The following is a 25715-nucleotide window of genomic DNA, read 5'->3' as shown; positions in this document are numbered from 1 at the left end:
CGTCGTCAACCGTTCGCCGGCGTCAGCGGACGGTGAACGACCCTTCGAGGCCGAGGGTCTGGTGCGGAGCGCAGAAGCACTCGTACTCGCCGGGCTCGTCGAACGTGTGCGCGTGCAGGTAGCCCTCCCCGTACGTGTCCGACGCGTCGCCGGGCGTCCCGGTCCAGTCAGACGCGTCCGGTTTCTCGCGGACGCGGACGTTGTGCCCGGAGTCCTTCCACTGCCAGTGGACGGTGTCGCCAGCGTCGATCGTGAACGTCTCCGGCGCGAACCGGAACCCGTCGGGCGCGACCTCGACGACCTGGTCGGGTTCCCGCTCCTCGGGGGGGACCGCAGTCGCCGTCTCGGTCGCGGTCGGCTCGGTCGTCGTCGCCTCCGTCGTCTCGTCGGCCACGGTGGTGTCGCCGTCGTCACCGCTCGTCGCGTCGACGCGGGTCGTGTCCGCGTCGGCGTCCGTGGTCGGCTCGCTCCCACGGGTCGTCGCGGTCGCGGGCGCGGACTCGCCGCCGTCGGCGGTGGCCGTCGACGAGCGCGCACCTGGCCGGGCGGGCCCCCAGGGGTTCGAGAGGCAGCCGGCGGTCGCGAGCGCCGAGAGCGACGCGCCCGCGACGGCGAGCACGCGCCGCCGACCGTGGTCGCGCTCCGCGTGGTCGCATCCTCCGCGGTCGCTCGCGTCGCGGGCGTCGGATTCGGCGCCGTCGTCGATGCGGGGAGCGGTCTCGCGGTCGGTCATGCGCCGCCCTCCTCGGCGTCGTCGCCGACGCGGTCGAGCTCGCGGAACTCGTAGCCGGTTCCCGCGTCGTCCTCGGCCGCGTCCGCGTCGCCGTCCCCGGCCCGCGCGTCGACGAGCAGCGGGAGCGCGTGGACGACGCCCGTCGCGGCGAACGCCCAGTCGGCGACCGTGGACGGGAACAGGACCGCGGCGAGGACGACGAGGCCGGCGGCGAGCGCGCCGACGAGGTACGCGCCACGGGCCCGGTGCGCCGCGACGACGCCCGTGAGCGCGAACCCGAGGCCGATGACGACCGGCCACGGCGTCCACAGGAGCGTCCGCCCGAGTTCGGGGCCGAACGCGCCGAGGACGACCGCGACGTCCGCGAGGAGCGCGAGCGAGACGAGGACGCCCCACGCCCACAGCAGCGGGCTGTACCGGACGACGCGCTGCCCGGCCGCGAGCGCGAGCGCCACCATGCCGACGCTCGCGACCAGCCAGTACGCGACGACGACGACCGCCGCCTCGAACCCGAGGACGTCGAGCGCCAGCCCCGGCGACGACGCCAGGAACTGCGTGCCACCCCACCCGACGGCCGCGAGCACCGCACCGACGACGAGGAACGCGTCGAGACCGAACCCGTCGCGCATCGACTCGTCGGTCTGGCTCGCGGCGGTGTCCATCATCACCGACCACCCCCCGACGCCGCGCCGGCAGCGCCGTCCGCGGCGTACTCGTACTCGCCGGCGTACTCCGCGTCCGTCACCGCCACCACGGACGCCGGGTCGACGGGCGACGCGTCGTCGGGGCCGCCGTCCATCGGCGCGCCCTCGGCGTCCACCGCGGCGCTCGCCGCGTCCGCGGCGTCGGTCGCGTCGCCGTCGTCCCGACCGGCGACGTCCTCGACGTGCTGTCCCCAGTACCCGCCGTGCTTCTCGACGACGACGTCGCCCTCGACGTGCGTCTGGCAGGAGAGCCGCAGGCCGCTCTCGGCGTCGTGCGGCGGGAGCGACAGCCGACGCTGCTCCCGTTCGTCCATCTCGTCGACCTCGCCGTCGCAGGACACCGCGCACGTCCCGCAGAGCCCGTTCCCGCCGCAGTTCGCGACCTGCGTCACGTCGTTGTGCGGCGAGTACCCCTCCGCGGACAGCAGGACCGCGCGCAGCTGGTCGCCGACCTCGCACGTCACCGACCGGTCGCCGAACGTCACCGTCGGCGTCCGCCGGAACGACGGGCTCTCGCCGTCGTAGGTCAGGTCCACGGCCTCCGTGAGCCAGCAGCCGTCGTACTTCCCGCCGGCGCGCTTCGCGAGCACGAACTCGTACGTGCGGTCGCCGTCGGGGTGGCGCGCGAGCACCGCCTGCGCGTACCGGTCGCCGTCGCGCTCGCCCGGACCGCGTTCGACGTCGGTCGCGCCGACGAGCCGGTCGTAGATCGGGCCGAGGAACGTCGCCGCGAACCCGTCCAGGTCGCCGTGCGCGTCCCGGAACGACGGCGTCGCGAAATCGAACAGCGTCCGCACGCTCCCCGGAACGTCGCCCGCCGCACGCGCCGCCGTCGCGTCCACGTCGCCCGCCACGATGGCGTCCAGTTGTATACGAACGACGTCCGCCGGGTCCAGCGCCGGCGACGGCCCGACCACACCGGTCGTCGGGGTCGACTCGGCGTCGACCGCCTCCGCGCCACCGAACACGAACTCGCCGTCGGACCCCTCACCGCCGTCGGTCGCGTCCTCGGCGCCAGCGGGCGCGTCGTCCGTCATCGCGAGCCCTCCACGGCCCGCTCCGGGACCGCAGACGACCGCACCGTGAACTCGTCGAGCGCTCGCTCCAGCTCCCCCGCGCCGTCGGCCAGCCAGTCCACGCGCGCCTCGATGCGCTCGATGACCGCCTGCTGCTGGCGCGCCGTCGCCGCCACGTCGCTGGCCTCCGTCGCCGTCTCCGCGCCGATCTCGCGGACCGACGCGACGTTCTCGCGGACCGCCGCCGCGCGCTCGGTCCCCGCGTCCGTCGCCTCGTCGATGCGGGTCGCGTCCTCCGCGGTCGCCACCACCACGCGCTCGACGTCCTCGAACGCCCCGAGCGCGTCCTCGATGGTGTCCGCGCCCCGGTCGAGCGCGTCCTGCGTGCGCTCGATCTCCGCGAGCGCCGCCTCCGTGTCCGCAGCGACCTCGCCGAGGCCGTCCTCGATCGCCGCCGCCGCCGTCTCCGTGTCGTTCGACAGCTGCTGTATCTGCTCGCCGAGATGCGTCATGCTCCCGTCGTCGCTCGTCTTCTTCGCCTCCAGCGCCGTGTTCATCGCGAGATGCTCGGTCTGGTTCGTCAGGTCCCGGACCTCGTCCGCGAGGTCCGCGACCTCGTCGACGGTCCCCGCGAGCGACTCGATACCGTCGACCGACGCCGCCATCCGCGCCTCTATCTCCTCCAGCTCCGCGAGCGCGTCCGTCGCCGCGTCCGCGCCCTCGCTCGTCGTCCCGGCCGCGCGCTCGGACTGCTCGGCGACCGCGCCCGCCGACCGCGCCACCGTCCGCACGCGCTCCAGGAGGGCCGCCATCGCGTCCGCGGTCTCCTCCAGCTCCGCGTGCTGCGCTTCGACGCCGTCGCTGATGGAGGCGGTCGCCTCGGTCACGCGCCGCGTCCCGGCCTTGGCCGCGCCCGCGTTCTCGTCCGCCTCCCGCGCCGCGTCCGCGACCGACCGCGAGAACGCGCGGACCTCCCCGACCATCGTCTCCATCTGCGCCATCATCTCGTTGAACCCGGTGGCGAGCGCGTCGAACTGCGGGACGCCCGTCTCCTCGTCCATCCGCCCCGTCAGGTCCCCGCGGCGGACCGACGACAGCGTCCGCGTCTGCGCGGTCGCCGTCGCCGCCAGCTCGCGGTTCAGCGACTCGACGGTCGCGACCTGCTCTCCCAGCTGGTCGCGTAACTCCGCGACGCTCCACGCGAGCTGTCCGACCTCGTCGCGTCGCGTCGGCTCGAACGCCGCCTCGTACCGTCCGGTCTCGACGGCCTTGCGCGTCTCCCGGTCCAGGTCGCGCAGCCCCGCGACGACGGACCGTTCGACGAACGCGAACGCCACCACGACACCGACCGACAGCGTCGCGAACGCGAGGACGCCGCCGCGGTAGATCGCCTGTGCCTCCGCGTAGGTCGCGTCGAGCGCCACCGTCGCCTGCCACACCGCCACCGCGACGACGACGAACGCGACCCCGATCGCGGCGAGCGCCGCCGCGACGAACTTCCCCGTCACCGACGCCCGCGGGTCGACGCCCCTGCGAGCGCGACGGACGAGCGCGCCTACCCCTGTTCGAAGGACCCCTCTAGCCATGGCCGAACCTGCGACCAGACCCTCAAGGGTATTTTCCCTAATCAGTCCCAAATTCGCACCAAAAGCACCGCAATCGACGCTGATACGCACGTAGACGGACTGCAAGAATCAGTCTGGCGCCGTCCTCGCCGCCCCGGACGCTCGCCCGCACCGGTCGCGTGACGACACGCATCGCACTGTCACCGCGGCGACGTACTTCGGGCCCTCGCACCGCCAGCGCGGCGACGCACCCGTGCGCTCGCACCGGCGTCGAACCGTCGCCGCCACCTCGCTCGTCGAACCGTCGTCGTCAGCCCCAGTCCTCGGTGCGGCGCGGGCGCTTGCCCACGGGGAGGACCTCGAGGTCGCCGTCGCACGCGGCGAGCGCGTCGAGGTACGCCTCGGCCGCCGCTTCCGTCGAGAGGTACGCGATGTCCTCCTCGACCGCGGTCTGCAACGCCTCGGGGTCGTCGCTCACGAGGAAGTCCACCGCGCCGTCGATGACGGCCTGCGAGACGTCGTCGAACTCGACGACCGTGAAGAAGTCGCCGAACCGCTCGGGGAGGTCGCCGTCGTCGCCCGCGAGCGACACCACGGCCTTCCCGCCCGTGTTCACGGCGTTCCCGGCGGCGTCCTGGGCCTTCCAGTACGCCATCCCGAACGAGCTCGCGGTCCCCATGACCTCGCCCGTCGACTTCATCTCCGGGCCGAGCCGCGGGTCCGAGTTCGGCAGGCGGTCGAACGGCAGCACGACCTCCTTCACCGAGAAGTGCTCGGGGACCTGCTCGGCGACGTCGAGGTCCGCGAGCGTCTCCCCGGCCATGACCTTCGCCGCGAGCTTCGCGATCGGGACGCCCGTCGCCTTCGACACGAACGGGACGGTACGCGAGGAGCGCGGGTTCGCCTCCAGGACGTACACCTCGCCGCCCTGGACGGCGAGCTGGACGTTCAGGAGACCGACCGTGTCGAGCGCGCTCGCGATGTCCTCGACGACGCCGCGGACGCGCCGGGTCGTCTCGTCGTCGAGCGACCGCGGCGGGATGACGCACGCCGAGTCACCCGAGTGCACGCCCGCGCTCTCGACGTGCTCCATGATACCGCCGATGAGGACGTCCTCGCCGTCGCTGACCGCGTCGACGTCCAGTTCGACCGCGCCCGCGAGGAACTCGTCGACGAGGATGGGCTTGTCCGGACTCACGCGGACGGCTTCCTCGACGTACTGCTTCAGTTCCTCGTCGTCGTGGACGACCTCCATCGCGCGCCCACCGAGCACGTAGCTCGGGCGAACGAGCACCGGATACCCGATGTCCCGAGCGAGGTCGAGCGCCTCCGCCTCGCTCGTCGCACTCCCACCGTCGGGCTGCGCGATACCGAGCTCGTCCATCAGGACGTTGAAGCGGTCGCGGTCCTCCGCGAGGTCCATCGCCTCGACGCTCGTCCCCAGCACCTCGCAGTCGAGCTCGCGGCGCGCGAGCTCGGATTCGAGCGGCTCGCCGACGTTCACGGACGTCTGCCCGCCGAACTGCACCATCACGCCGTCCGCGTCCGTCGCCGCGACCACGTCCGCGATCTCCTCCGCGGTGATGGGCTCGAAGAACAACCCGTCGCTCGTGTCGTAGTCCGTACTCACCGTCTCCGGGTTGTTGTTCACGACGTGCGCGTCGATACCCAGCTCCTCCAGGGCCTGCACCGCGTGCACCGAACAGTAGTCGAACTCGACGCCCTGCCCGATGCGGATGGGGCCGCCGCCGACGACGACGACGCTCTCCATCTCCGGGTCGACCTGAAGCTCGTTCCGGTACCGGCTCCCGACGTGCGAGGGCTGGCGCGCCGAGTAGTAGTACGGCGTCGACGCCGCGAACTCGCCCGCGCACGTGTCCACCTGCTTGAACGAACGCTCGGGCGTCGCCGCCTCCACCTCCTCGATGGTCGTCCCCGTCCCGACGTCACCGGTCGGTGCCTCCGCGACCCGCCCGCCGTCGCTCGCGAGCGCCGCGACCTCCGCGTTCGTGAACCCGACCTCGCCCGCACGCTCGAAGTCGCCCTCCTGGGCCGCCTGCGCCGCGTGCGCGACGTTCGCGAACCGCTCCACGTACCACTCGTGGATGTCCGTGAGTTCGATGACGTCCTCGACGCTGTAGCCGCGGTCGAACGCCTCGAACATCGCGTACGGCCGGTCCGGACTCGGCCGCACCAGGTACTCGGCCTCCAGTTCCGCGTCGCTCAGCGCCTCCCAATCGACGTCCGGGTCGTACTCGCTCGACCGGAGCGCCTTCAGGAGGCTCTCCTCGAACGTCCGCCCGATCGCCATCGCCTCCCCCGTCGACTTCATCGCGGTCGACAGCTCGAAGTCCGTCTCCGGGAACTTGTCCTGCGGCCAGCGCGGGACCTTCGTGACGACGTAGTCGATCGCGGGCTCGAACGCAGCCGTCGTCTCGCCCGTGATCTCGTTGTCGATCTCGTGCAGCTTCTTGCCGAGCGCGACCTTCGCCGTCACGCGAGCGATCGGGTATCCCGTCGCCTTCGACGCGAGCGCCGACGACCGTGAGACACGCGGGTTCACCTCGACGACGCGGTACTCGCCGCCGGGCGTCCCGTCGTCGCGCCACGCGTGCTGGATGTTACAGCCGCCCTCGATGCCGAGTTCGCGGATGACCTTCAGCGCGCTGTCGCGCATCTGCTGGTGGCCCTCGTCCGGGATGACCTGACTGGGCGTGACGACCGTGCTCTCGCCCGTGTGGATGCCCATCGGGTCGATGTTCTCCATGTTGCAGATGATGATGCAGGAGTCGTCGCCGTCCCGCATCACCTCGTACTCGAGTTCGACCCAGCCGTCGATGGACTCCGTGATCATGACCTCGTTGTTCCGCGACAGCCGGAGGCCCTTGCGGACGCGCTCCTTGAGTTCGTCCATCTCCTCGACGACGCCGGACCCGGCGCCACCGAGCGTGTACGTCGTCCGCATGATGACGGGAAGCCCGCCGACGGTCTCGACGGCGTCCTCGATCTCGTCGACGCTGTTGATCGTGACCGACTTCGGGACGGGCTCGCCGATGGACTCCATGCGCTCGCGGAACAGGTCGCGGTCCTCAGTCGCGTAGATGGTGTCCAGTGGCGTCCCCATGATCTCGACGTCGTGCTCGTCGAGCACGCCCTCCTCCGCCAGCTCGGCGGTGACGTTCAGGCCGGTCTGCCCGCCGAGACCGGCGATGACGCCGTCGGGCTGCTCGCGCTCGATGACCTCCGCGATGGCGTCGGTCGTGATGGGCTCGATGTAGACCTCGTCGGCCATCTCGGGGTCGGTCATGATCGTCGCCGGGTTCGAGTTCACGAGGACGACTCGCGCGCCCTCCTCCTGGAGCGCGCGACAGGCCTGCGCGCCGGAGTAGTCGAACTCCGCGGCCTGCCCGATCTGGATGGGGCCGGAGCCGATGAGGAGGATGGTGCGTCCGTCCGCGTCGTCGTCGGATGGTGTCCCGCCGGTCATGATTGCTTACCGGTGTCCAGTCCGCACATCGTAATAAGACCCACGATAGAGTACGAGAAGCGTAACTCGATTTCGAAGTTCGAAATATTGCCGGGCGGGAGGGGCCGCTGCCGCGCCAGTCACTCCCACTCGTCCCGGAGAATCACCCGCTCGCCGGGCAACGCGGGACGACGTGCCCGACACCACGAACGCATCCGTCACGGCACCGCCCGTCGCGGACGACCGGCACGTGCTCGTCCTCCCACCCCGAAGCCAGCCTCGCTCGTCGTCGACGACACCGACCCGTACGTCCTCATCACACTCGATGCGCCCGTCGAACTCGTCCCGCGAGAACGAAGAGACTCGTCGCGTTCCACCGACCGCACCGCCACCGCACGAACGACCGACCGCACCGCCACCGCACGACTGCGGAGCGACGCGCTACTCGCCGACGAACCGATACCGGTACGGCGGGTCCTCGCCGACGACCTCGACCGCCCCCGACTCGGCTCGCCGGCCGAGTACCGTCGCGACCCGGTGCGTGCTGTCGACGTCCACGCCGCGCTCGTCGAGCACGGCGACGATCTCGCTCGCCGACAGCGGCTCCTCGATACCTGCACTCGCCAGTACGTCACGGATCCGCTCGAACTCGCCGTGGTCCACGGGAGTCACACGTCAACGCACGCGCGCGAGCAGCATAAAACGACGCCCCGGGTGCGACAGAATCACACGCGTACGGCCGACGAGCGCGCCAACGCCGCCGCCGTCGACGGCGGCACCGAACTATAACGCAGTGTCGTGCTCGTCCGCGAAGTCACGCTGCGAGCGGTACGCCTCGACGAACTCCGCGACGTCGAACTCCAGCATCTGCCGTTCGAACTCCTCGACGGCGTTCTGGTCCTCCGCGTGCGAGATCGCGTGCTCCATCAGCTCGACGACGAGCTCCACGACGATCTCGTGGAGGCGCCGCGAGTCGAACTCGGTCACCCACACCATCGAGTACCCGACGCTCCCGTCGTCGCTCACGTCCTTCACGGCGACCTCGGCCGGGAACTCCTCGAGGACGACGCCCATGAGGTGGATGGTGCCGAACTCGTCGAAGTCGTCCTCCGGCTCGATGGTCTCCTGGAGGACCGCGACGAGGCTCTCGGGGAAGAACCGCGACGGCGGATGGACGTCCTGCACGACCGCGTGCGTCTCGCCGCACGCACACGAGATATCGCGGACGCCCATGTCCAGGTCCTTCACGTCGACGCGCTCGCCACAGGACAGCTCCAGTGCGCTACTCGGCGCGTCGTCACCCGGAACCCGCGGCTCAGGCATACGAGCGCGTTCGGAACGAGCGCGTAAAAGGGCCGCGACTCCCGGTCGTCGCACGTCGGGACGACGCCCGGTCGTGACTCCTCGAACCCGCCTCCGGTCAGGGCCAGTCGTCGCGGACCGGCTCCTCGTCGCCGGCGTCCTCGGTCGCGGTGGCGGTCGCGAGCGTCCAGTCGGCGGCGTCCGCGGCGTCCTCGACGGCGAGGTACTCCCAGTCGACGCGGTCGGCGAGGTCCGCGTCTCCGTCCTCGGTGCCGACGAACACGTGCCGGTCGGTGTCGAACTGCTCGTGGACGCTCTCCAGACTCTCCTCGCGGCCGCGCGGCCCCGAGAAGAAGTCCTGGCGGACGCGGTTCTTCCGCGTGAAGTTCGTGACGACGTACGTCGGTTCGTCCGAGACGACGCCGACGTACTTCGCCCAGCGTCGCGCGTCGTCGAACACGGCCTCGGGGTCCGCGAGCGCCTGGAGCGCGGAGAGCTCGAACGCCAGCGTCATCGTGCCACTGTCGGGCCCGTTCATGCACGAAGATGGCCGGTCGCGGCGAAAGAACGTGTCGGTCTGCCTCGACTGGGCGAACGACGCGATCGCTACGTGGTCGTGTTCGGAGAGAACGCGCTCGCCCCCAGTCAGGCGCGTTCGACGCGTAGGTAGTCGGTGAACACCACGACGTCCCCCGCGGAGAGTCGCGTCGACGTCGCGTCTATCTCGACGACCGAGCCGTCGGTCGCGCGTGCAACCCGTCTGTAGGTCCGTTCCCGGAGCTGGTCGACGTGCTTGACCGTCGCGTCCGCTGGGACGGATTCGGTACGGCGTAACCGCAGAGCGCCGCTCGTGGTGTCACTAACTGCCATGGGGCATGGTACAGTATAGCATGATTTCTAATAAAGGTTGGCGTTGACGACCCAAACCGCCGCGACACGACAACCCCACGAATCACCACCCAACACCCCAACGACGCGTCCCAAGCTGCCATCGCTCACCGACGACACCCGGACACGAACTACACCAGCACCACGTAGCAACCGCCTACTCGAACGACGGCCCCCGACCCACCAGCACCACGACCGGCAGAGTGAACGCTCAACGACCGTCAGACGACAGAACCACCTATCGGCGAACCACTGACTACGGAACGACCGCTCGACGACCCGCGGTCTACGAGCCGAACTGTCGGCAGAAGAACGACGACGCGGAACGAGGACGGCCTACTGCTCGGCTTCCGGCGCGTCCAACCGATCGAGGTCCAGTTCCTCGTCGAGCAGGACCTCCTTCTGTCCGGTGAGGTCGCGCTGCTCGCGAGCGAGCTTCTTCAACTTCGTCTGCGGTGCCAGGTCGCCGATGAGCACGCCACCGATGACCTTCCCGTCGTTGAACACGACGCGACGCCACTCCGTGTCCGAGTACTTCTGCTCCACGTAATCGTCGCCCTGCGTCGGATGTCCGAACGAGAGGAACGGGAAGTCGAAGTGCGTGATGGAGTACGACGACACCCACTCGAACACCGCCTCCTCCGCGTCCGCAACCATGTTCTTCGCCGCGATCTGACCCTGTTCCTTCGCGCTCCCCCACGACCCGTTCTGCGCCTGCTCGCCGAGCAGGACGTCGTGGAACTTCGTCAGGTCACCGGCCGCGTACACGTCCTCGACGTCCGTCTGCATGTACTCGTCGACGACGATGCCGTCGTCCAGCTCGATACCGGTTCCGCGGAGGAACTCCGTGTTGAAGTTCAGGCCGATGGCGACGCCGACGAAGTCACCGTCGTGCTCGACGCCGTTCGGGTCGACCGCACCCGTCACCGCGCCGTCCTCGTCCGTCGTGAAGTGGTCGACGCCGGACTGGAACACGGGCTCGACGCCCTTCTCGCGGAGGCCGTCGTGGATGATCTCCGCGCCCTCCTCGCTGAGCGCGTACCGCCACCAGCAGTCCCCGCGCATCAGGTACTTCGCGTCGACGTCCTGCGCACCACAGATCGCGGCGAGGTCGATGCCGAGCAGGCCCGCCCCCACGACGAGCCCGGTGTCGGCTTCCGCGGCGTGCTCCTCGATGCCGCGCGCGTCCTGGAACGTCCAGAAGTGATGGACGCCCTCGGCGTCGGAGTTCTCGACGGGCAGCTGCGTCGGCGTCCCACCGGTCGCGACCAGCAGCTTGTCGTACTCGATGACGTCACCCGAGTGCGTCTTGATCTCGTGGCCGTCGACGTCGATGGTCGTGACGTGCGTGTTCAGTTCCAGTTCGATGTCTCGCTCCTCGTACCAGCTCCCGTCGTGGATGGAGATGGGTGCTTCGGGCATCTTGCCCTTCGCGAACTCCTTGATGAGGATGCGATTGTAGAGGGCTTCCCCCTCGTCCGTGATGACGGTGATGTCGGCGTCCGGCGCCTCCTCTCGGAGTGTCTCCGCTGCAGAGGACCCCGCGATGCCGTCGCCGATGATCACGTACGATTCGGTCATGTCCGAACCGTTCGGTACGGGGGTTAAAGTGGGTTGCTATCTCCGAGAACCTGGCCGCGTGAACCGTTCGTTTCGCGTGCAAGCACCGCCCAAGGCCGGGTTACGTCGGTCCGTGCTCGCGCCGGCGTCGCCGCCAGTCCTCGACCGGTACCGACCAGTTGCCGACGGTGGTCGTTCGACTGCCGTCGGTTGGCGTCCGGCTGCCAGTCGGGTAGCGTCGTCGATATCGGCTCCGGTCGCCTACTGTGCGTCGCCGCTCGGAAACCCCGAGTTACTCGAACACATCACGATGAATAGAGGTCGTGCATCGGTCGTTATCCGTGCCTCGCTATCGGGCTTACCGACCCGAATCAGGGACCTACTCGGGTGAAAGGTCGGCTCTCTTTATGCTGTTTTCGCGCCTCGTCTCGTCGTGGCTCCACGCAGCGCCGTAGCGGTGAGCGCGCGAGCCACGACCCACAAATGTACCAGAACACTAGCAGTATTCCGACGGCGTCGACAGACCCGCAGTTCACCGACCAGCGCAGTCTCGAAGCGACGCGCGCCACAGGAGCGCAGGGCCAGATGTCCGGCACGGGTGCGTTCTTCGGCTCGCAGGCCTACGGGACCCAGCAACAGCACGCGCCGCAACGGGGTGTCGCGCAGCAGGCACCGAGCCAGGCGGCGGACCCACGCGGGGTCCAGACGTACGACCGGCAACTGCAGGCCCAGGGATACGAACGGCAGGCCGGGAGCGGCGTCGACGCACCGAAGCAGCCGTTCGGTGCCGTCGAGCACGGGAACTCCGCGAGCGCGCACCAGCCGATACACGCGACCCAGCCAACTCAGACCCCGATAGGGTACCAGGCGACACAGCCAATCCAACAGGGCCGCGCTCAACAGCCCATCCAGCAGGACCCCACGCAACAGCCCATCCAGCAGGGCTTCACGCAACAGCCCGTCCAACAGGGCCTCACGCAACAACCCATCCAGCAGAGCCACGCCCAGCAACCCAGTCAACAGGGATTCACGCAACAGCCCATCCAGCAGGACCCCACGCAACAGCCCGTCCAACAGGGCCGCGTCCAGCAGCCCGCGATGAGCGTCGAGAGCCGGCCGCGTTCGGCGGGTGGCGGGACGCCGATCGACGTGCCGATGGCGAGTGGCCGCGTCGACGAGCCGTCGGTCGGCACGTCGCGGCAGGCAGCCCTCGGCGCGTTCCAGGGGCAGCTTCCGGGGATGGCGTCCGCGTCCGGTCGCCAGTTCACCGCGCGCGCTCAGGAGTTCGCTCCGCAGGCACAGGGACCCGTTCCGCACGCTCAGGGGCTCGCCCAGAGGGCGGTCGGCGAACAGTTCCAGCGGGCGCCGTCGCCGTCGGGGTTCGCGGCCGACGCGTCGGCGGTGTCGAAGATACCGCTCCGGGCGAGCGCCGGTGACCTCTCCGTCCAGAAGCCCGATCGGTCGTCGCCGACGACCCAACAGAGCCAGTACGCGCAAGCGCAAGGCATCCAGTCCGACGCGTCGAAGCAAGCGCCCATCCAGGGAGCAGGCGCCATCCAGAAGCCCCGGCTCGACGACCCCGTGACGCTCCAGGACGGGACCGTGACCACGGTCGGCTCGCTGCTCTCGCAGGCGTCGATGGACGCGTCGACGACCGGGCAGCAGTACGGGCAACAGTACCGCGGGACGAACGTCGCCGGCGACGTGACCTCGGGCACGCGGAGCGGCCCGTACGGCGAGATGCCGGTGTCGTACTGATGACGTGGAATCCGGCGGGGAACCCGTACCGAGACGACCCGCGGTTCGCGGCGCAGGGGATGCCCGTCGTCCACCAGGGCATGAGCGTCCCCCAGTCCGCGGGAGCCGCGACGAGTACCGCGTCGCCCGGTGTGGACCCCGGCGACGTGGGCGGGACGCACGCCGACGCCGGCCGAGGCGCGGCCGGCGGGGCGAGCGGCGTCCAGGGGCCGACGGGCGGCGGCCCGGAGGTCGCGATGCCGCGCGCGGACGTCACGGAGACGCCCGAGTCGTACCTCGTCGAACTCGAGATGCCGGGGTTCGAGAAGGCGGACATCTCGGTGTACGCCGACGAGAACCAGCTCATCGTCGCCGGGGAACGCGACGGCGAGGAGCCGACGCAGGGCCACCGCGTCCTCCAGCGCGAGTGCCCGCGTCACCTCGAGCGCACCATCCGGCTCCCCGTCACCATCGACGTCGAGGAGACGACGGCGACGTACGACGCCGGGATGTGCACCATCGAGGTCCCGAAGGGCGACGCGGAGGACCGCAAACGCATCGGGTTCCAGTGACCGACCGCGACCGGTAGCACGCACCCGCTCTCCTCGTCGAGTGCGGGCTCGCCATCCCGGTCCGCGCGTCTTTCTTCGCGAGCGCTCGAATCGAGCCGACCCGCGAGGACGTGGTGCGCGCGCCGCACTCGTCGACCGAGTCCACGCGTCGCTCCGCGAGCACGGGTCGTCGACTGGGTACCAGATGCCGACGGTTGCGGGCTCGTTGCAGACAGTTGAATACGTCTAACGGACGATTACGTGAGGTTTCCCGACGTTCTCGGAAGGGACATAAGACCCCGTGGGATACGGTTCGTGAAGCCGAGCCCCGAGGAAAGTGGGTGTTTCTCGGGTAACGGAGCGTTACCATGCACGGAACCAACTTCAAGATCGATTCGGAACTGCGCAAGCACGGGCAAGTCCTCGACCTGCCGGCGGCCGCGAAGACGGTCTCGGTGGAACCAGCCGGGTCGGGGTACGTGCGCGTCACGTACCTCAAACCGGTCCAGGAGATCAGCGTCGAGACGCCGAGCGAGTCCGAGGACGCGATGGCGTACGTCGACTGACCGCGACGCCGCCGGTCGGGTGGCCGAGGACGTCGCATCGTCGACCACCGGGGACGAGCGCCGGTTCGACCGCGCCGACGTGGCCGCGACCGACGGTACGGTGCCGCCAGCGGGACGTTCTTGGTTGCGGAGTCGTTACCGTCGAGGTAGAGATGAAGATACGCCAGAACGTCAAGCACTTCGCGTTCAAGCAGGCGCTCACGGCGCCGGTGCTCGGGGACGTCGCTCGCGGGAAGCTCGTGGACATGCACACGGACATCTTCCTCGGGAAGGCCGACGAGGCGCATCGCGAGGAGCGCCGCGAGCACCTCGACGACTTCTTCGACGCGACGATGGACACGTACGTCGCCGCGCTCGACTACTATCCGGAGGCGAAAGCCCGGGAGATCACGCACGTGCAGGCGAACTTCGACTTCTACAACCACGGGTGGACGGAGATGATGGAGTTCCCGAGCGACGAGCTCGGCGAGCACCGCGACCGGTACGCGGAGTTCTTCGACGACCACGGTATCACGGTAGACGACCCCCTCGGCGTGTTTCTGCCCGCGGACGGTATCGCGGACGCGCCGTCGACGCCGGAGCGGCTCGACGACCCGGTTCATCCCTACGCCGAGGGTGGGTTCGCGGACGACGTGTACGTCGAGACCGCCGACGGCGAGGTCGTGGTCGGCGGCCGGGAGGAACCGGCGGACGTCGACCCCGAGGAGTACGTCGCCGACGACTGACGACGACGCGGTCGGTGCGGGTTCTCCGAACGTTCAAGAGCGAAGCCGCGGCCAGGGTCGGCGTGACGTGAGTCGCGGGCGCGAGCGGCCAGGACGGGAGCGCGGTGCACCCTCGCGCCAGTATTCGGTCGAGCTCAGAGTATCGACCAGCGCACCGCCTGTTCGCCACTTCCAGATCGGGCTCGTCGACGACGCCACTCGCGTCGAACGTTGCTCGCACCACACGAGACCTCGTCTCGCAGCGCACGAGGAGGACTGACGGCCCCCAGCGTTCGTTCACGCGGTCCATCGGCTCCCCGACCGGCGTCAGCAACCGCTATCTGAAACACCCAGACCACAGGATAGAGCGGTCAACTGGTCAGTAACGGGCAGATACGTTTACCATCGCTGCGGCCGTTCGTTCGAACGTCGCCGGGAGTCGACGGGACTCACCGGACGCTCAAGGCACGAATCGACCCGCGCAAGCGGGTGAGACGTGTCTGAGTAGGGGCAGCAACTGAAGGGCCCGTAACAGGGTTCCGAAGTCGTCGCTCCGAAGGAGAACCGTAGCGGACCAACGGTCGACCACCATGGTGGTCGACGGCGAAGCCCAAGTAACGGACGTCGCGCAAGCGACCTTCGTGAATACGCCAGCACGCCGGTGCAAGCCCGGCCGAAGTCGACAGTTGTCGACCGAGGTGGTGCGAGCCCACCGAAAGCTAGCACTGGTCGCGTGGTCCGTGGAAAACGTCTCCCGTCCGGGTCCGAACGTCGACGCCCGGGTTCCTCGGTTCTCAACACCAAGCAGCGAGAGCGTCGCGTCGCGTTCACGGTGTGCGCGTTCGAGCGTTCACCGTGTCTCCGTTCGAGCGCTCACTGCGTGCTGGCTTCGAGTATCGACCGTTCGGTGTCGACGCGATCGTCGATGCGGTCGGCGCACTCGTAGCCGGCGACGATACCGCCGTTCAGCGAGCGCTCGGGGTACTGGGCGCGACTCGCCATGCCCGCGTAGTAGACGCCGTTCGGGACCTCGGTGGCGTCGCTCCCGACGTCGTAGGGAACGACCATGTCGAGGTAGCCGCGTTCGTAGACCGGCGCGGCGCGTGGGTTCCGCGAGATGCGGACGTCCTCGACCATCGCGTCGTCGAACTGGTCGGGGAACATCTCCGCGATGTGGTCGAGCCAGCGGGTCTCGACGGCGTCGTCGTCGGCCTGCCAGAGCCACTCGTCGGGCGACTGCACGTAACTCGCGACGTACAGGAGGTGGTCGCCGCCGTAGCGCTCGGGCGGGACGAAGTTCGTGTGCTCGATGAGCGCACCGAACGGGGCGTCGTGCGCGACGTTCAGCCAGTACGTCTCGTCCATGAGCGACCGGTCCATGGTGACGACCGCGCACACCGCGCCCTGGAAGTCGATGTCGCACTCGTATCCGGTGAGCTCCTCGAGGACGTTCGGCATCGCCGCGACGACGACGCTATCGACGTCGTGGGTCTCGCGGCCGTCGGCGGTCTCGACGGTGAGCGAGTCGACGGCCGCGTCGCCGGTGTCGCCGGCGTCGCTCGCGTCGAGGTCGACGACGCGCGCGCCGGTCTGGACGTGCTCGCGACCGACCGCGTCGATGAGCGCGTCGATGAGGACGGCGAAACTCCCGTCGAAGTACCCGAGCTGCTCGCCCTTGAGGAGGTCGCGTTCCCCGCGGAACTTGATGCGGCCGAGCAGCCAGGCGGCGGAGACGTCCTCGACGCGGTCGCCGAACTTCGCGTTCAGGAGCGGTTCGAAGAAGTTCTCGTAGACGCCGCGGGTGGTGTGCTCGAGGAGGAACTGCTTGATGGGGACGTCCTCGTACGCTTCCAGGTCGTCGTACGTGTCGAACGAGGGAACCCCGCCGCGGACGTCGATCTCCATCGTGAGCATGCCGAGCCGGAACTTGTCGTAGAGACTCATGTGGGGGTACGCGGCGATCTCCCAGATGGTGTTCAGGGGGTGGACGACGCCGTCGACGTAGTAGCCGTCGTTCCCGTAGATCCACTCGACGCGGTCGCCGACGCCGAGGTCGTCGGCGAGTTCGACGATGGTCTCCTCGCTCTTGGAGAGGTGGTGGTAGAACTTCTCGATGGGGTCGCCGCTCGTCTCGTGGACGGCGGCGAGTCCGCCGAGGTCGTCGCTCGCCTCGTAGACGCGGACGTCGTGGCCGCGCGCCTGGAGGCGGTGGGCGGCCGCGAGTCCGGCGATGCCGCCGCCGACGATGCCGACAGTCATGTCAGAGGCGAGGGTACCGGTCGGTATGGGTCTGTTGGAGTCCGACCGTCGACGTGACGCGAGTGGCGGGGGCGGTGACGGTTGCGGTCTCCGCTAGGTTTTTCGTAGGGGGCGGGTTAGGAGGGGGCATGCTGACGGTTCGGGCGCCGGCGAGTTCCGCGAACCTGGGGAGTGGATTCGACGTGTTCGGGGTGGCGCTCGGGGTGCCCGCGGACGTGGTGCGCGTGGAGCGCGCCGCCGAGACGACGATATCGGTGACCGGCGTGGGGAGCCAGTACATCCCGGAGGACCCGAAGGGGAACACGGTCGGAGCGGTCGCCGAGGCGCTGGATGCGCCGGCGCACATCCACATCGACAAGGGCGTGCGGCCGGCCTCGGGTCTGGGGTCGTCGGCCGCGAGCGCTGCGGCGGCGGCGGTGGCGTTGAACGAGCTGTACGACCGTGGACGGTCGCGGGAGGAGCTCGTGGACGTGGCGGCGAAGGGCGAGGCGGTCGTGTCGGGTGATGCGCACGCGGACAACGTCGCGCCGTCCATCCTGGGTGGGTTCACGATCGCTCGCGGCGACGGCGTGCTCCAGGTGGACGCGTCGGTGAGCCTGGTTGCGTGCCTGCCGGAGGTCGTGGTGTCGACGCGTGACGCGCGAGAGGTCGTTCCGGCGTCGGCGTCGATGGAGGACGTGGTGTCGACGGTCGGGTCGGCGGCGACGCTCGTCTCGGGGATGCATCGCGACGACCCCGAGTTGGTGGGACGTGGCTTGGAGGAGCACGTGGTGACGCCGCGGCGGTCGGCGCTCGTCGACGGTTACGACGGCGTGAAGGCGGCGGCGTTGTCGGCGGGGGCGACGGGCGTGACTATCAGTGGTGCGGGCCCGAGCGTGCTCGCGGTGTGTCGGGGCGGGGACCGTCGGGCGGTCGCGGGTGCGATGCTCGACGCGTTCGACGACGCCGGGGTGTCGGCGCGGGCGTACCAGACGGAGATCGGTGACGGTGCGACGGTGTACCGGGACTGATGGGGCGGTCGGACGCTGGCCTGCTGAGACTCGTCGAGCCAGATTTATCACGATTGAGCGTGTCATTGACTGGCATGGCAACGCGTGATGGGCGGCCGTTCGCCGCCGACCCGCTCGACGGCGTCGTCCGGTCGCTGTACAGTGCCGGGCTCGCGCTGGTCGGCGTCGGGTTCGTCGGCGCCGTGCTCGCGTGGACGTCGGTGCTGGAGGCGACCGGGTCGGTCACGCGCAGCACGGCGATGGCGACGAACGCCCTCGGCGGGCCGGTCCTCGGCACCGGGACGGGCTCGACGGTCGTGCACGTGAGCGCCGTCGCGGTCGCGGCGGGCGTCTGGTTGCTCGCCGCCGGACTCGTCGTCGACGGCCTCCTGGACGCGTGAGTCGGCTCGGGGACGGCGCGCTCGCCGCGGGCGTTCTCGCCGTCGTCGTCGCGCTCGCCGCCGCGGGCGGCGTGCGCGCGTCGCCGTTCGCGTTCGCAGCGGGCGCGGTCGGTGCGGTCCTCCTCGAGGGCCTCCTGAGCGCTCGCGCGACCGTCGTCGAGGCAGTCTGGGCGCGACGGACGGTCCGCGTGGTGTCGGTCGCCGTCACCGTGCTCGCTGCCGCAGCCGCTGCCGCGTTCCGCCCGAAGAGCGGCCTGAGCGCGCTCGCCGGCGGTCTCGTCGCGTACCTGCTGGTGCTCGCGCTCGTCGCGGGCGGGCTGGTTCCGCCGTCGACCGCGTGGTTCGGGACCGACCATCGAGCGGCGCCTCGCTCGAACGAGGAGTGAGTCCCGGCGCGACGGTGCCGTCAGAACCGGTGCTCGCCGGGGACGTCCTGCTCGTGGAACCGACGACCGCGGTCGCCGCGGTCGTCGCGGTCGCCGCGAGTGGTCTCGGCGACGCAGGACACGCACATCGCGTGCTCGCCGTCGTAATGTCGCTCGCAGACGAGCGCACCGCAGCGCTCGCAGGACTCCTCGGCGGCGTTCGACTCGCAGACCTGACAGAGCCCGGAGACGCTCATGCCTCCCCGTTCGCACCGACGCCCCTTGAGTCTAGTTCACACGATAATGCGTGGCTGGGTGGCTGACTGGGTAAATCGATGCCTGACTGAGTGGCTGGGTGGGTTGGTCCGTGAGTAGGTGGGGGTTGGGAAGTGGGGAGGTGCGTGAGTTCTCGCGACTGCCGGAGGCGGTGTGGGGAGCCGAGCGATTTAGGCGTTCGGAGTCCTTCCGTCGAGACGTGAGGGACTCCCCGCTCCTGTTCGGGCTGGCGTCGGTGTTCGCCGGCCTGACGACGATGCTCACCGTCGTCGCCATCGTCACCAAGGAGGCGTTCGTGCTCGCGATCGCGCTGCCGTTCGCAGCCACCGGCTACTTCATGTGGTATCAGGCGACCGGTCGGATGCGCGAACGCGTCGCGGAGGGCGTGAACGCCGGCGGGTCGCGGTTCGCGGGCCGGAAGGCCCGGGAGGGCGCCCAGCGCGGGCGGAGCCGGTTCGCGCGCGAGGCGCGTCGTCGCATCAACCGGGAGCGGCGCCGGGAGGCTCGCGCCGGCGGTCGTCGAGCGCGCGCGAGCGCCACCGCCGGCGGTCGTGGCGGCGCGCGACGCGGCGGTCCTCGGGTCGAGCGCCAGGACGGCCCGAGCGCCGAGGAGGCCTACCGGCGTCTTGGGCTCGACCCGACCGCGGACGAGGACGCTGTCCGCGAGGCGTACCGCGAGCGCGTGAAGGAGGTTCACCCGGACACGGCCGACGGCGACGAGGAGGCGTTCAAGCGCGTGACCGCGGCCTACGAGCGACTGACCGACGAGTGACCGACGAGTGACCGAGCACGAGTCGCGTCGATGGCGACGCCCGGTCACATCGGTCAGTAGATAGCCGGTCGCGTCGGTTCGACGACAGCTACTAGGGCTGTGTACTCGCAGGGAGTCTGCGTTCGATAAGGAAGGACAGGGAGTCGTCCGGGTCGCTCCCACGCGCTCCCCACCCCTCGCGTGGCAAACGCACCCATGTGACGGGAAGCCTTATGCGAGTCTCTCCCTTACGCGGCGACATGAGCCCTGACAGGGCCGTGTTGCAGCGCGCCCTCGACCGCGGCGAGTCGGAGGGGGGGAGCGTCGAGTTCAAGGAACGGCTCCGGAAGGACCTCCACCTGTCGGACGGGCGTCGGGAATCGCTCGCGGCGCAACTCCGACATCGCGTCCTCTCCGGGGACGGCGAGGCGACGTACGTCGTCGGCGTCACCGACGACGGCGGGCTCGCCGGCGTTCCACCCGCCGAGTTCTCCGAGTCCATGGACGTCCTGAGCCTGCTCGCCGAGGAGGCGGGCGCGCACATCGAGGACGTGCAGACGTGGAGCGTCGACGACGCCGGCGCGTCCGCCGGCACCGGAACCGGTACCGCGGTCGACGACGCGGACGGCATCGTCGGCGTCGCCACCATCAGCGAGGGCGCCGTCCTCGGGACCGACGACGGCCATATCGTCGTCGGGACCGCCGGGCACGTCGACCACGGGAAGTCGACGCTCGTCGGGTCGCTCGTCACGGGCGAGGCCGACGACGGCGAGGGCGCGACCCGCGGGTACCTCGACGTGAAACCGCACGAGGTCGAACGCGGCCTCTCTGCGGACCTGTCCTACGCCGTGTACGGGTTCGACGCGGACGACCAGGCCGTCCGGATGCAGAACCCGCACCGGAAGACCGACCGCGCGCGAGTGGTCGACGAGTCCGACAAGCTCGTGTCGTTCGTCGACACCGTCGGTCACGAGCCGTGGCTCCGCACGACCATCCGCGGCCTCGTCGGCCAGAAGCTCGACTACGGGCTGCTGACGGTCGCGGCGGACGACGGCCCGACGAAGACGACGCGCGAGCACCTCGGCGTCCTGCTCGCCACCGAACTGCCGACGATGGTCGCCATCACGAAGGCCGACCTCGTCACGGACGAACGGCTCGAAGAGGTCGAGCGCGAGGTCGAGGGACTGCTGCGGGACGTCGGGAAGACGCCGCTGCGCGTCGAACGTCACGGCGTGGACGCGGCCGTCGACGAGGTCGGGGACGGCGTCGTGCCGCTGTTCGTCACGTCGAGCGTCGACGGCCGCGGGATGGACGCGCTCGACGAGGTGTTCCGGCGGCTGCCGAAGACCGCGGGGAGCGACGGCGACTTCCGGATGTACATCGACCGGACGTACTCGGTGACGGGCGTCGGCGCGGTCGCCTCCGGCACCATCATGCGCGGCGAGGTCGAGGCCGGCGACGAACTCCTGCTCGGCCCGATGCCCGACGGGTCGTTCCGCGAGGTCGAAGCGCGCAGCATCGAGATGCACTATCACCGCGTCGACGAGGCGAAAGCCGGCCGTATCGTCGGGATTGCACTCAAAGGCGTCCGCGAGGCCGACATCGAACGTGGGATGGTGCTCGTGCCGCGCGACAGCGACCCCCAGCCGGTCCGCGAGTTCGAGGCCGAGGTGATGGTCCTGAACCACCCGACGCGCATCGGTGACGGCTACGAACCCGTCGTCCACCTGGAGACGATAAGCGAGGCCGCCGTCTTCCACCCCGACGGCGGCCAGCTCCTCCCCGGCGACAAGGGGAAGACGCGCGTCCGGTTCAAGTTCCGACCGTACCTCGTCGAGGACGGCCAGCGGTTCGTGTTCCGCGAAGGCCAGAGCAAGGGCGTCGGGACGGTCACGCGAACGGACCTCGACGACTAGCCGGGCGCGCTCGGTGGTATTTTGCTCGACGGTCGCGTAGGTGGAGTATGGATACCGGTGGACGTCGCGCCCTGTCGGTTCTGACGGGCGTGCTGTCGGTGGCGTTCTACGCGGTGCTGGCGGTGGCGTTCGCTGTCGTGGTGTCGGCGGTGCTCGCCGACCCGCCGTCGCTCTGGCTGCTGGTCGCGGCGGTCGTCGGGAGTGCGCTCGCGTTCGGGTACGCGAGCTATCGCGCCGGGGCGACGCGTATCCTGACGGCGTTGGACGCGCAGTACGTGCCGCCGGAGACGGCGCCGCGGCTCCACGAGCGCCTCGACGAGATCGCGTCGCGGATGGGGGTTCAGCCCCCGTCGGTGTACGTCGCGGCGCTGGAGGCGCCGAACGCGCTCGCGGTCGGCGCGCGCGGCGGTGGCGTCGTCGTCCTCGACCATCGGCTCGCGCGCATCCTCCGGCCCGAGGAGCTCGACGCCATCCTCGCGCACGAGCTCGCGCACCTCGAAGGGTACGACGGGCTCGTGCAGACGCTCGCGACGAGCGTCCTCCAGACGGTCGCGGGGGTCGCGTTCCTCGTGCTCCTCCCCGTCGGCGTGCTCGTCGCCGGCGTCTCGCGTGCCGCGACGTACCCCTCCGGGCGCCGACCCGTTCCGCTGGGCGTCCACCTCCAGCGCACGCACTACCGCGTCGGCCAGCTCGTCGTCCTCGCGCTCCTCGCGTTCACGCTCGCGCTCCGCGCGCACTCCCGGCGTCGCGAGCTCGCCGCCGACGACCGCGCGGTCGAGGTGACCGGCGACCCGCTCGCTCTCGCCCGCGGCCTCCGACGCATCCAGCGTGCGAGCGACCCCTACCGCGGGCTCTGGAGTTCGCTGTTCGTCCACGGCGAGGAGGACGCGCTCTCGAAGCTCCTCGCGACGCACCCGTCGATGGACGACCGCATCGAGCGGTTACGCGAACGAGCCGCCGAACGCGACGACGTCGGCACGGCCATCCCCGTCCACGCCCGGTAGTCCGGTTCCGCCGGAGCGCCGTCAGGGACGCCACGGTGGCGTGGCGAGTTCGTCGAGGCGGTCGACGACGTAGTGCGGTTCCGGGTCGGGCGTGGAGCCGTCGGACAGCCACGTCGACCGGACGCCGGCGTTGTGCGCGCCCGGGACGTCCGTCTTGAGGGAGTTCCCGACGTGGACCGCGCGGTCGGCGGCGACGTCCAGTTCGCCGAGTGCGGCGTGGTACGGGTCCGGTTCCGGCTTGGCCGGCGCGTCGTACCCCGCGCAGACGACGGTCTCGAAGTGGTGGTCGAAGTCGAGCGCTGAGAGCTTCTGGCGCTGCATCTCAGGCGCCCCGTTCGTGACGACACCGAGCGCGTGGTCGTCGGCGAGCGCCTCCACGGCGGCCGCGGCGCCGGGGAGCGCCGCGACGTTCGTGTGGTCTCGCGAGTCCGCGAAGTGATCAGCCATCTCGTACGCGAGGTCCCGGGAGTAGCCGTACTCGTCGGCGAGGTCCGCGAAGCAGAGCTCGCGGAGCTCTCGCATCCCGTCGTGCTCGTCGTCGTCGTTCACCACGCGCTCGTAGGCGTCGTAGTACTCGGCCACGTCGAAGAACGGCTCGACGCCGACCGCCGCGAAGCTCTCGCGGAGGAGTTCCCCGCTCGTCCGTTGGTACTCGCAGAGCGTGTCGTCGAGGTCGAAGAGGACGGCGTCGACGGCGTCGGTCATACGAGACGGTACGCGGTCGACGGCTAAAGCCGTGTTCGATTCTCATCGACCGGGGGCTTCCGAGGGGCTTTTGCGGCGACCGCTCCAACGGCCGTTCATGGCAACAGGAGAGCAGCGGTTCGGCGAGTGGCCGTTGAAGCGCCTGATGACGGAGGTCGTCGGCAGCGGACACAAGTCCGCCGAGGACATGACTCGCGACCAGGCTCGCGAGGCGTTCCAGCGGGTTCTCGCGGACGAGCCCGACCCGACGACGCTCGGCGCGTTCTGGCTCGCGAACCGCTGGAAGCGCAACAGCCCCGAGGAGCTCGGCGCGTACGTCGACGTGATGCGCGAGGAGACCGTCGAGGTCGCCGAACCCGACTGCGACCCCGTCGACTGCGGCGCGAACTACGACGGGAAGGGCCGGTCGATGATCTTCGGCGTCGCCGCGGGCGTCGTCGCCGCCGCCGCCGGCACGCCCGTCGTCGTGCACTCCGGCGACCGCGTCCCGACGCAGAAACAGGACGCGTACAAGCACGTGCTCGACGAACTCGGCGTCCACACCGAACTCACGCCACAGGACTCCGCGGACATGGTGGACGAGACCGGGTTCGGGTTCTACTACCAGCCGGCGTTCGCGCCCGGCATCCAGGACCTCTGGGAGCGCCGCGACAACATGGGCGTGCGGACGTTCGTGAACACCGTGGAGACGCTCGCGAACCCCGCGAACGCGGACGTCCACCTCGGGTCGTTCTACCACCTCGCGTTCGCGAAGAAGGTCTGCGAGACCTTCCAGGAGAGCGAGCAGAGCGACGTCGAGAAGGTCGTGATGTTCCAGGGGATGGAGGGCTACGACGACGTCCGCCCCGGGTACACGAAGGTCGGAGAGTGGGTGGCCGACACCGACGAGCTGGACGACTACGAGATCGAGACCGCCGAGTACGGCATGGACGTCGAAGAGGAGGACCTCCAGGTCGACGACGTCGCCACCGAGTCCGCCGAGATCACGGAGGAAGTGCTCGCCGGCGAGCGCGAGGACGCGTTCGCGGACGCGGTCGCACTGAACGCCGCCCTCCGGATGTACGCCCGCGACGACGTCGAAAGCATCCAGGCCGGCATCGACGACGCCCGCGCCGTCATCGACGACGGCAGCGCGCAAGCGGTGCTCGAGGACCTTCGCGCGTTCTGAACGCGACGAACCGAACACCATTCCCGCCTCGACCAGCTGATTCCTGAGACGGCGACCTCGCGGTCGCCGTATGCCGTTCAGTCGTGGATGGCGACGCTCGCCAACCGGTCCCCGGCTTTCACGGTCGCTTCGCGCGTGATGGCGTACAGCAGGCCGTCGCGGTCGAACGTCGCACGGTGCAGGACCTCGTACGTCGACGGGTCGTAGACGGTCCCGACGTCCTCGCCCGCGTCGACGCGCTCGCCGAGTTCGAGCGCGGGATTCGGCCGGAACAGCCCGCTGTCGGTGGCGTCGACCCGCCCCAGGTGGTTGCGGGCGACGACGGGGTCGGTCGTGATCGGTTGCCCGTCGAGCACGCCGACGTGCCGGCAGACGTTCAGGACGCCGCGAACCCCCTCCTCGACCGCGGGTTCGACGAGCTCGCGGCAGTGCGCGAGTTCGGGCGTGACCGCCGGAATCCCCTCGCGTGCGGCGGCGACGCGGAGCTTCCCGTCGAAGTCGCGGCGATGCCACTCGTCGGGCGCGTCCTCGCCGCGGCGCTCCGCGAGCAGGAGGTCGGTGCCGAACGCCTCCGCGAGCGCTCGCGCGTCGGCGTCATCGTTCGGGTACACGACGTGCGTCAGCAGGTCCGGGCTGCCCGTGTGGAGGTCGACGACCGCGTCGGCGTCCGCGACGTACTCCCAGAGCGCCGCCGCCATCCGCTCGTGCAGCGACCCCTCCGCGTCCCCCGGCCACACGCGATTCATGTTCGCGTTCACCGAATCGAGCGACGCGGGTGCGGTGTACCCGACGCGGTCGAACGTCACCGGGTTCGCCACCGGCACCGCGACGACCCGACCCGCGAGGTCCGAGAGCGGGATCTTCTCGTGGACGCGCCGCAGGACCTCCGTCCCGTTCACCTCGCGGCCGTGCTGGGCGGCCTGCACGTACACCGTCGGCCCCGACTCCGGCCCCTCGTACACGTGCACCGTCGTCGACACTCGAACGCCCGACGGGAGTCGAGCGAGCGTCACGTCCTCGCGACGATGGCGAGCCGAACGCGTCATCGGTTACGCCAGATTTCGACGCGCCACCCCTTGAATCTCACCC

The 25715-nt window shown here is 70.1% G+C and carries 25 protein-coding genes; 11 read left to right on the top strand and 14 right to left on the bottom strand.

The window, feature by feature from the left end; genetic code table 11:
• Nucleotides 1–22: 22 nt before the first annotated feature.
• From SM754_RS06695 to SM754_RS06650, 10 genes are all read right to left on the bottom strand, one after another.
• The gene (locus SM754_RS06695) at nt 23–733 is read right to left on the bottom strand and encodes a plastocyanin/azurin family copper-binding protein (protein ID WP_323675453.1); all 711 of its coding nucleotides are present in this window, start codon (nt 731–733) and stop codon (nt 23–25) included.
• Nucleotides 730–1398 carry a hypothetical protein gene (locus SM754_RS06690; protein ID WP_323675452.1) on the bottom strand — a complete coding sequence of 223 codons (669 nt, stop codon included), beginning with the start codon at nt 1396–1398 and terminating at the stop codon, nt 730–732. Before SM754_RS06690 ends, SM754_RS06695 begins: the two co-directional genes overlap by 4 nt.
• Nucleotides 1398–2474: a 2Fe-2S iron-sulfur cluster-binding protein gene (locus SM754_RS06685; RefSeq protein WP_323675451.1), complete on the bottom strand. Its 1077-nt coding sequence runs from the start codon at nt 2472–2474 to the stop codon at nt 1398–1400. The genes SM754_RS06690 and SM754_RS06685 overlap by 1 nt, the downstream gene beginning before the upstream one ends.
• Nucleotides 2471–4039 carry a methyl-accepting chemotaxis protein gene (locus tag SM754_RS06680; RefSeq protein WP_323675450.1) on the bottom strand — a complete coding sequence of 523 codons (1569 nt, stop codon included), beginning with the start codon at nt 4037–4039 and terminating at the stop codon, nt 2471–2473. Before SM754_RS06680 ends, SM754_RS06685 begins: the two co-directional genes overlap by 4 nt.
• Before the next feature lie 289 nt (nt 4040–4328).
• A complete protein-coding gene (gene carB, locus SM754_RS06675) occupies nt 4329–7505 on the bottom strand; it encodes a carbamoyl-phosphate synthase large subunit (protein ID WP_323675449.1) in 3177 nt (1058 codons plus the stop codon).
• 420 nt (nt 7506–7925) lie between these two features.
• Entirely contained in the window at nt 7926–8156 is a 231-nt protein-coding gene (locus SM754_RS06670; protein ID WP_323675448.1) for a hypothetical protein, read from the bottom strand.
• A 111-nt stretch (nt 8157–8267) separates the two neighbouring features.
• The gene (locus tag SM754_RS06665; RefSeq protein ID WP_323675447.1) at nt 8268–8807 is read right to left on the bottom strand and encodes a DUF5815 family protein; all 540 of its coding nucleotides are present in this window, start codon (nt 8805–8807) and stop codon (nt 8268–8270) included.
• 97 nt (nt 8808–8904) lie between these two features.
• Nucleotides 8905–9324, bottom strand: coding sequence for a DUF7124 domain-containing protein (locus tag SM754_RS06660; RefSeq protein WP_323675446.1), 420 nt, complete (start codon nt 9322–9324; stop codon nt 8905–8907).
• 107 nt (nt 9325–9431) lie between these two features.
• On the bottom strand, nt 9432–9656 hold the full coding sequence (locus SM754_RS06655) for a DUF7979 domain-containing protein (RefSeq protein ID WP_323675445.1): 225 nt from the start codon (nt 9654–9656) through the stop codon (nt 9432–9434).
• A 354-nt stretch (nt 9657–10010) separates the two neighbouring features.
• The gene (locus tag SM754_RS06650) at nt 10011–11255 is read right to left on the bottom strand and encodes an NAD(P)/FAD-dependent oxidoreductase (RefSeq protein ID WP_323675444.1); all 1245 of its coding nucleotides are present in this window, start codon (nt 11253–11255) and stop codon (nt 10011–10013) included.
• Between the two features lie 462 nt (nt 11256–11717).
• On the opposite strand from SM754_RS06650, the gene SM754_RS06645 reads away from it, so the two are divergent.
• The 4 genes from SM754_RS06645 to SM754_RS06630 all read left to right on the top strand — a co-directional run bounded on the left by SM754_RS06645 (nt 11718) and on the right by SM754_RS06630 (nt 14813).
• Nucleotides 11718–12992, top strand: coding sequence for a hypothetical protein (locus SM754_RS06645; protein ID WP_323675443.1), 1275 nt, complete (start codon nt 11718–11720; stop codon nt 12990–12992).
• The gene (locus SM754_RS06640) at nt 12992–13543 is read left to right on the top strand and encodes an Hsp20/alpha crystallin family protein (protein ID WP_323675442.1); all 552 of its coding nucleotides are present in this window, start codon (nt 12992–12994) and stop codon (nt 13541–13543) included. Before SM754_RS06645 ends, SM754_RS06640 begins: the two co-directional genes overlap by 1 nt.
• Before the next feature lie 347 nt (nt 13544–13890).
• Nucleotides 13891–14088, top strand: a complete 198-nt coding sequence (locus SM754_RS06635) for a hypothetical protein (protein WP_323675441.1) — start codon at nt 13891–13893, stop codon at nt 14086–14088.
• A gap of 152 nt (nt 14089–14240) precedes the next feature.
• Nucleotides 14241–14813, top strand: coding sequence for a DUF6149 family protein (locus SM754_RS06630; protein ID WP_323675440.1), 573 nt, complete (start codon nt 14241–14243; stop codon nt 14811–14813).
• Between the two features lie 852 nt (nt 14814–15665).
• Here the strand turns inward: SM754_RS06630 and SM754_RS06625 are convergent.
• Complete coding sequence (locus SM754_RS06625; RefSeq protein WP_323675439.1) at nt 15666–17051, bottom strand: NAD(P)/FAD-dependent oxidoreductase; 1386 nt, start codon at nt 17049–17051, stop codon at nt 15666–15668.
• A gap of 128 nt (nt 17052–17179) precedes the next feature.
• Between SM754_RS06625 and SM754_RS06620 the strand changes: the two genes are divergently transcribed.
• The 3 genes from SM754_RS06620 to SM754_RS06610 all read left to right on the top strand — a co-directional run bounded on the left by SM754_RS06620 (nt 17180) and on the right by SM754_RS06610 (nt 18827).
• Nucleotides 17180–18061, top strand: a complete 882-nt coding sequence (locus SM754_RS06620) for a homoserine kinase (RefSeq protein WP_323675438.1) — start codon at nt 17180–17182, stop codon at nt 18059–18061.
• Nucleotides 18062–18135: 74 nt separating this feature from the next.
• Nucleotides 18136–18441: a hypothetical protein gene (locus SM754_RS06615; protein ID WP_323675437.1), complete on the top strand. Its 306-nt coding sequence runs from the start codon at nt 18136–18138 to the stop codon at nt 18439–18441.
• The gene (locus SM754_RS06610; RefSeq protein ID WP_323675436.1) at nt 18438–18827 is read left to right on the top strand and encodes a hypothetical protein; all 390 of its coding nucleotides are present in this window, start codon (nt 18438–18440) and stop codon (nt 18825–18827) included. The genes SM754_RS06615 and SM754_RS06610 overlap by 4 nt, the downstream gene beginning before the upstream one ends.
• 20 nt (nt 18828–18847) lie before the next feature.
• Here the strand turns inward: SM754_RS06610 and SM754_RS06605 are convergent, their stop codons facing one another.
• Nucleotides 18848–19063 (bottom strand): hypothetical protein, encoded by a 216-nt coding sequence (locus SM754_RS06605; RefSeq protein WP_323675435.1) that lies wholly within the window; start codon nt 19061–19063, stop codon nt 18848–18850.
• Between the two features lie 218 nt (nt 19064–19281).
• Here SM754_RS06605 and SM754_RS06600 point away from each other — a divergent pair, with 218 nt between their 5' ends.
• From SM754_RS06600 to SM754_RS06590, 3 genes are all read left to right on the top strand, one after another.
• The gene (locus SM754_RS06600; RefSeq protein ID WP_323675434.1) at nt 19282–19854 is read left to right on the top strand and encodes a J domain-containing protein; all 573 of its coding nucleotides are present in this window, start codon (nt 19282–19284) and stop codon (nt 19852–19854) included.
• Between the two features lie 239 nt (nt 19855–20093).
• Nucleotides 20094–21749, top strand: a complete 1656-nt coding sequence (locus SM754_RS06595; RefSeq protein ID WP_323675433.1) for a GTPBP1 family GTP-binding protein — start codon at nt 20094–20096, stop codon at nt 21747–21749.
• Between the two features lie 47 nt (nt 21750–21796).
• A complete protein-coding gene (locus SM754_RS06590; protein ID WP_323675432.1) occupies nt 21797–22753 on the top strand; it encodes a M48 family metallopeptidase in 957 nt (318 codons plus the stop codon).
• A gap of 21 nt (nt 22754–22774) precedes the next feature.
• On the opposite strand, the gene SM754_RS06585 is transcribed toward SM754_RS06590, so the two are convergent.
• Entirely contained in the window at nt 22775–23458 is a 684-nt protein-coding gene (locus SM754_RS06585; protein ID WP_323675431.1) for an HAD family hydrolase, read from the bottom strand.
• Nucleotides 23459–23555: 97 nt separating this feature from the next.
• Between SM754_RS06585 and SM754_RS06580 the strand changes: the two genes are divergently transcribed.
• Nucleotides 23556–24626, top strand: a complete 1071-nt coding sequence (locus tag SM754_RS06580) for an anthranilate phosphoribosyltransferase (RefSeq protein ID WP_323675430.1) — start codon at nt 23556–23558, stop codon at nt 24624–24626.
• Between the two features lie 77 nt (nt 24627–24703).
• Here the strand turns inward: SM754_RS06580 and SM754_RS06575 are convergent, their stop codons facing one another.
• On the bottom strand, nt 24704–25672 hold the full coding sequence (locus SM754_RS06575; RefSeq protein WP_323675429.1) for a succinylglutamate desuccinylase/aspartoacylase family protein: 969 nt from the start codon (nt 25670–25672) through the stop codon (nt 24704–24706).
• Nucleotides 25673–25715: the final 43 nt, after the last annotated feature.

This window comes from Halorubellus amylolyticus (genome assembly GCF_034808145.1).
In the GTDB taxonomy this organism is placed as follows: Archaea; Halobacteriota; Halobacteria; order Halobacteriales; family Natrialbaceae; genus Halorubellus.
The sequence above is the reverse complement of the archived record's forward strand: the minus strand, read 5'-3'. Positions and strand labels throughout refer to the sequence as shown.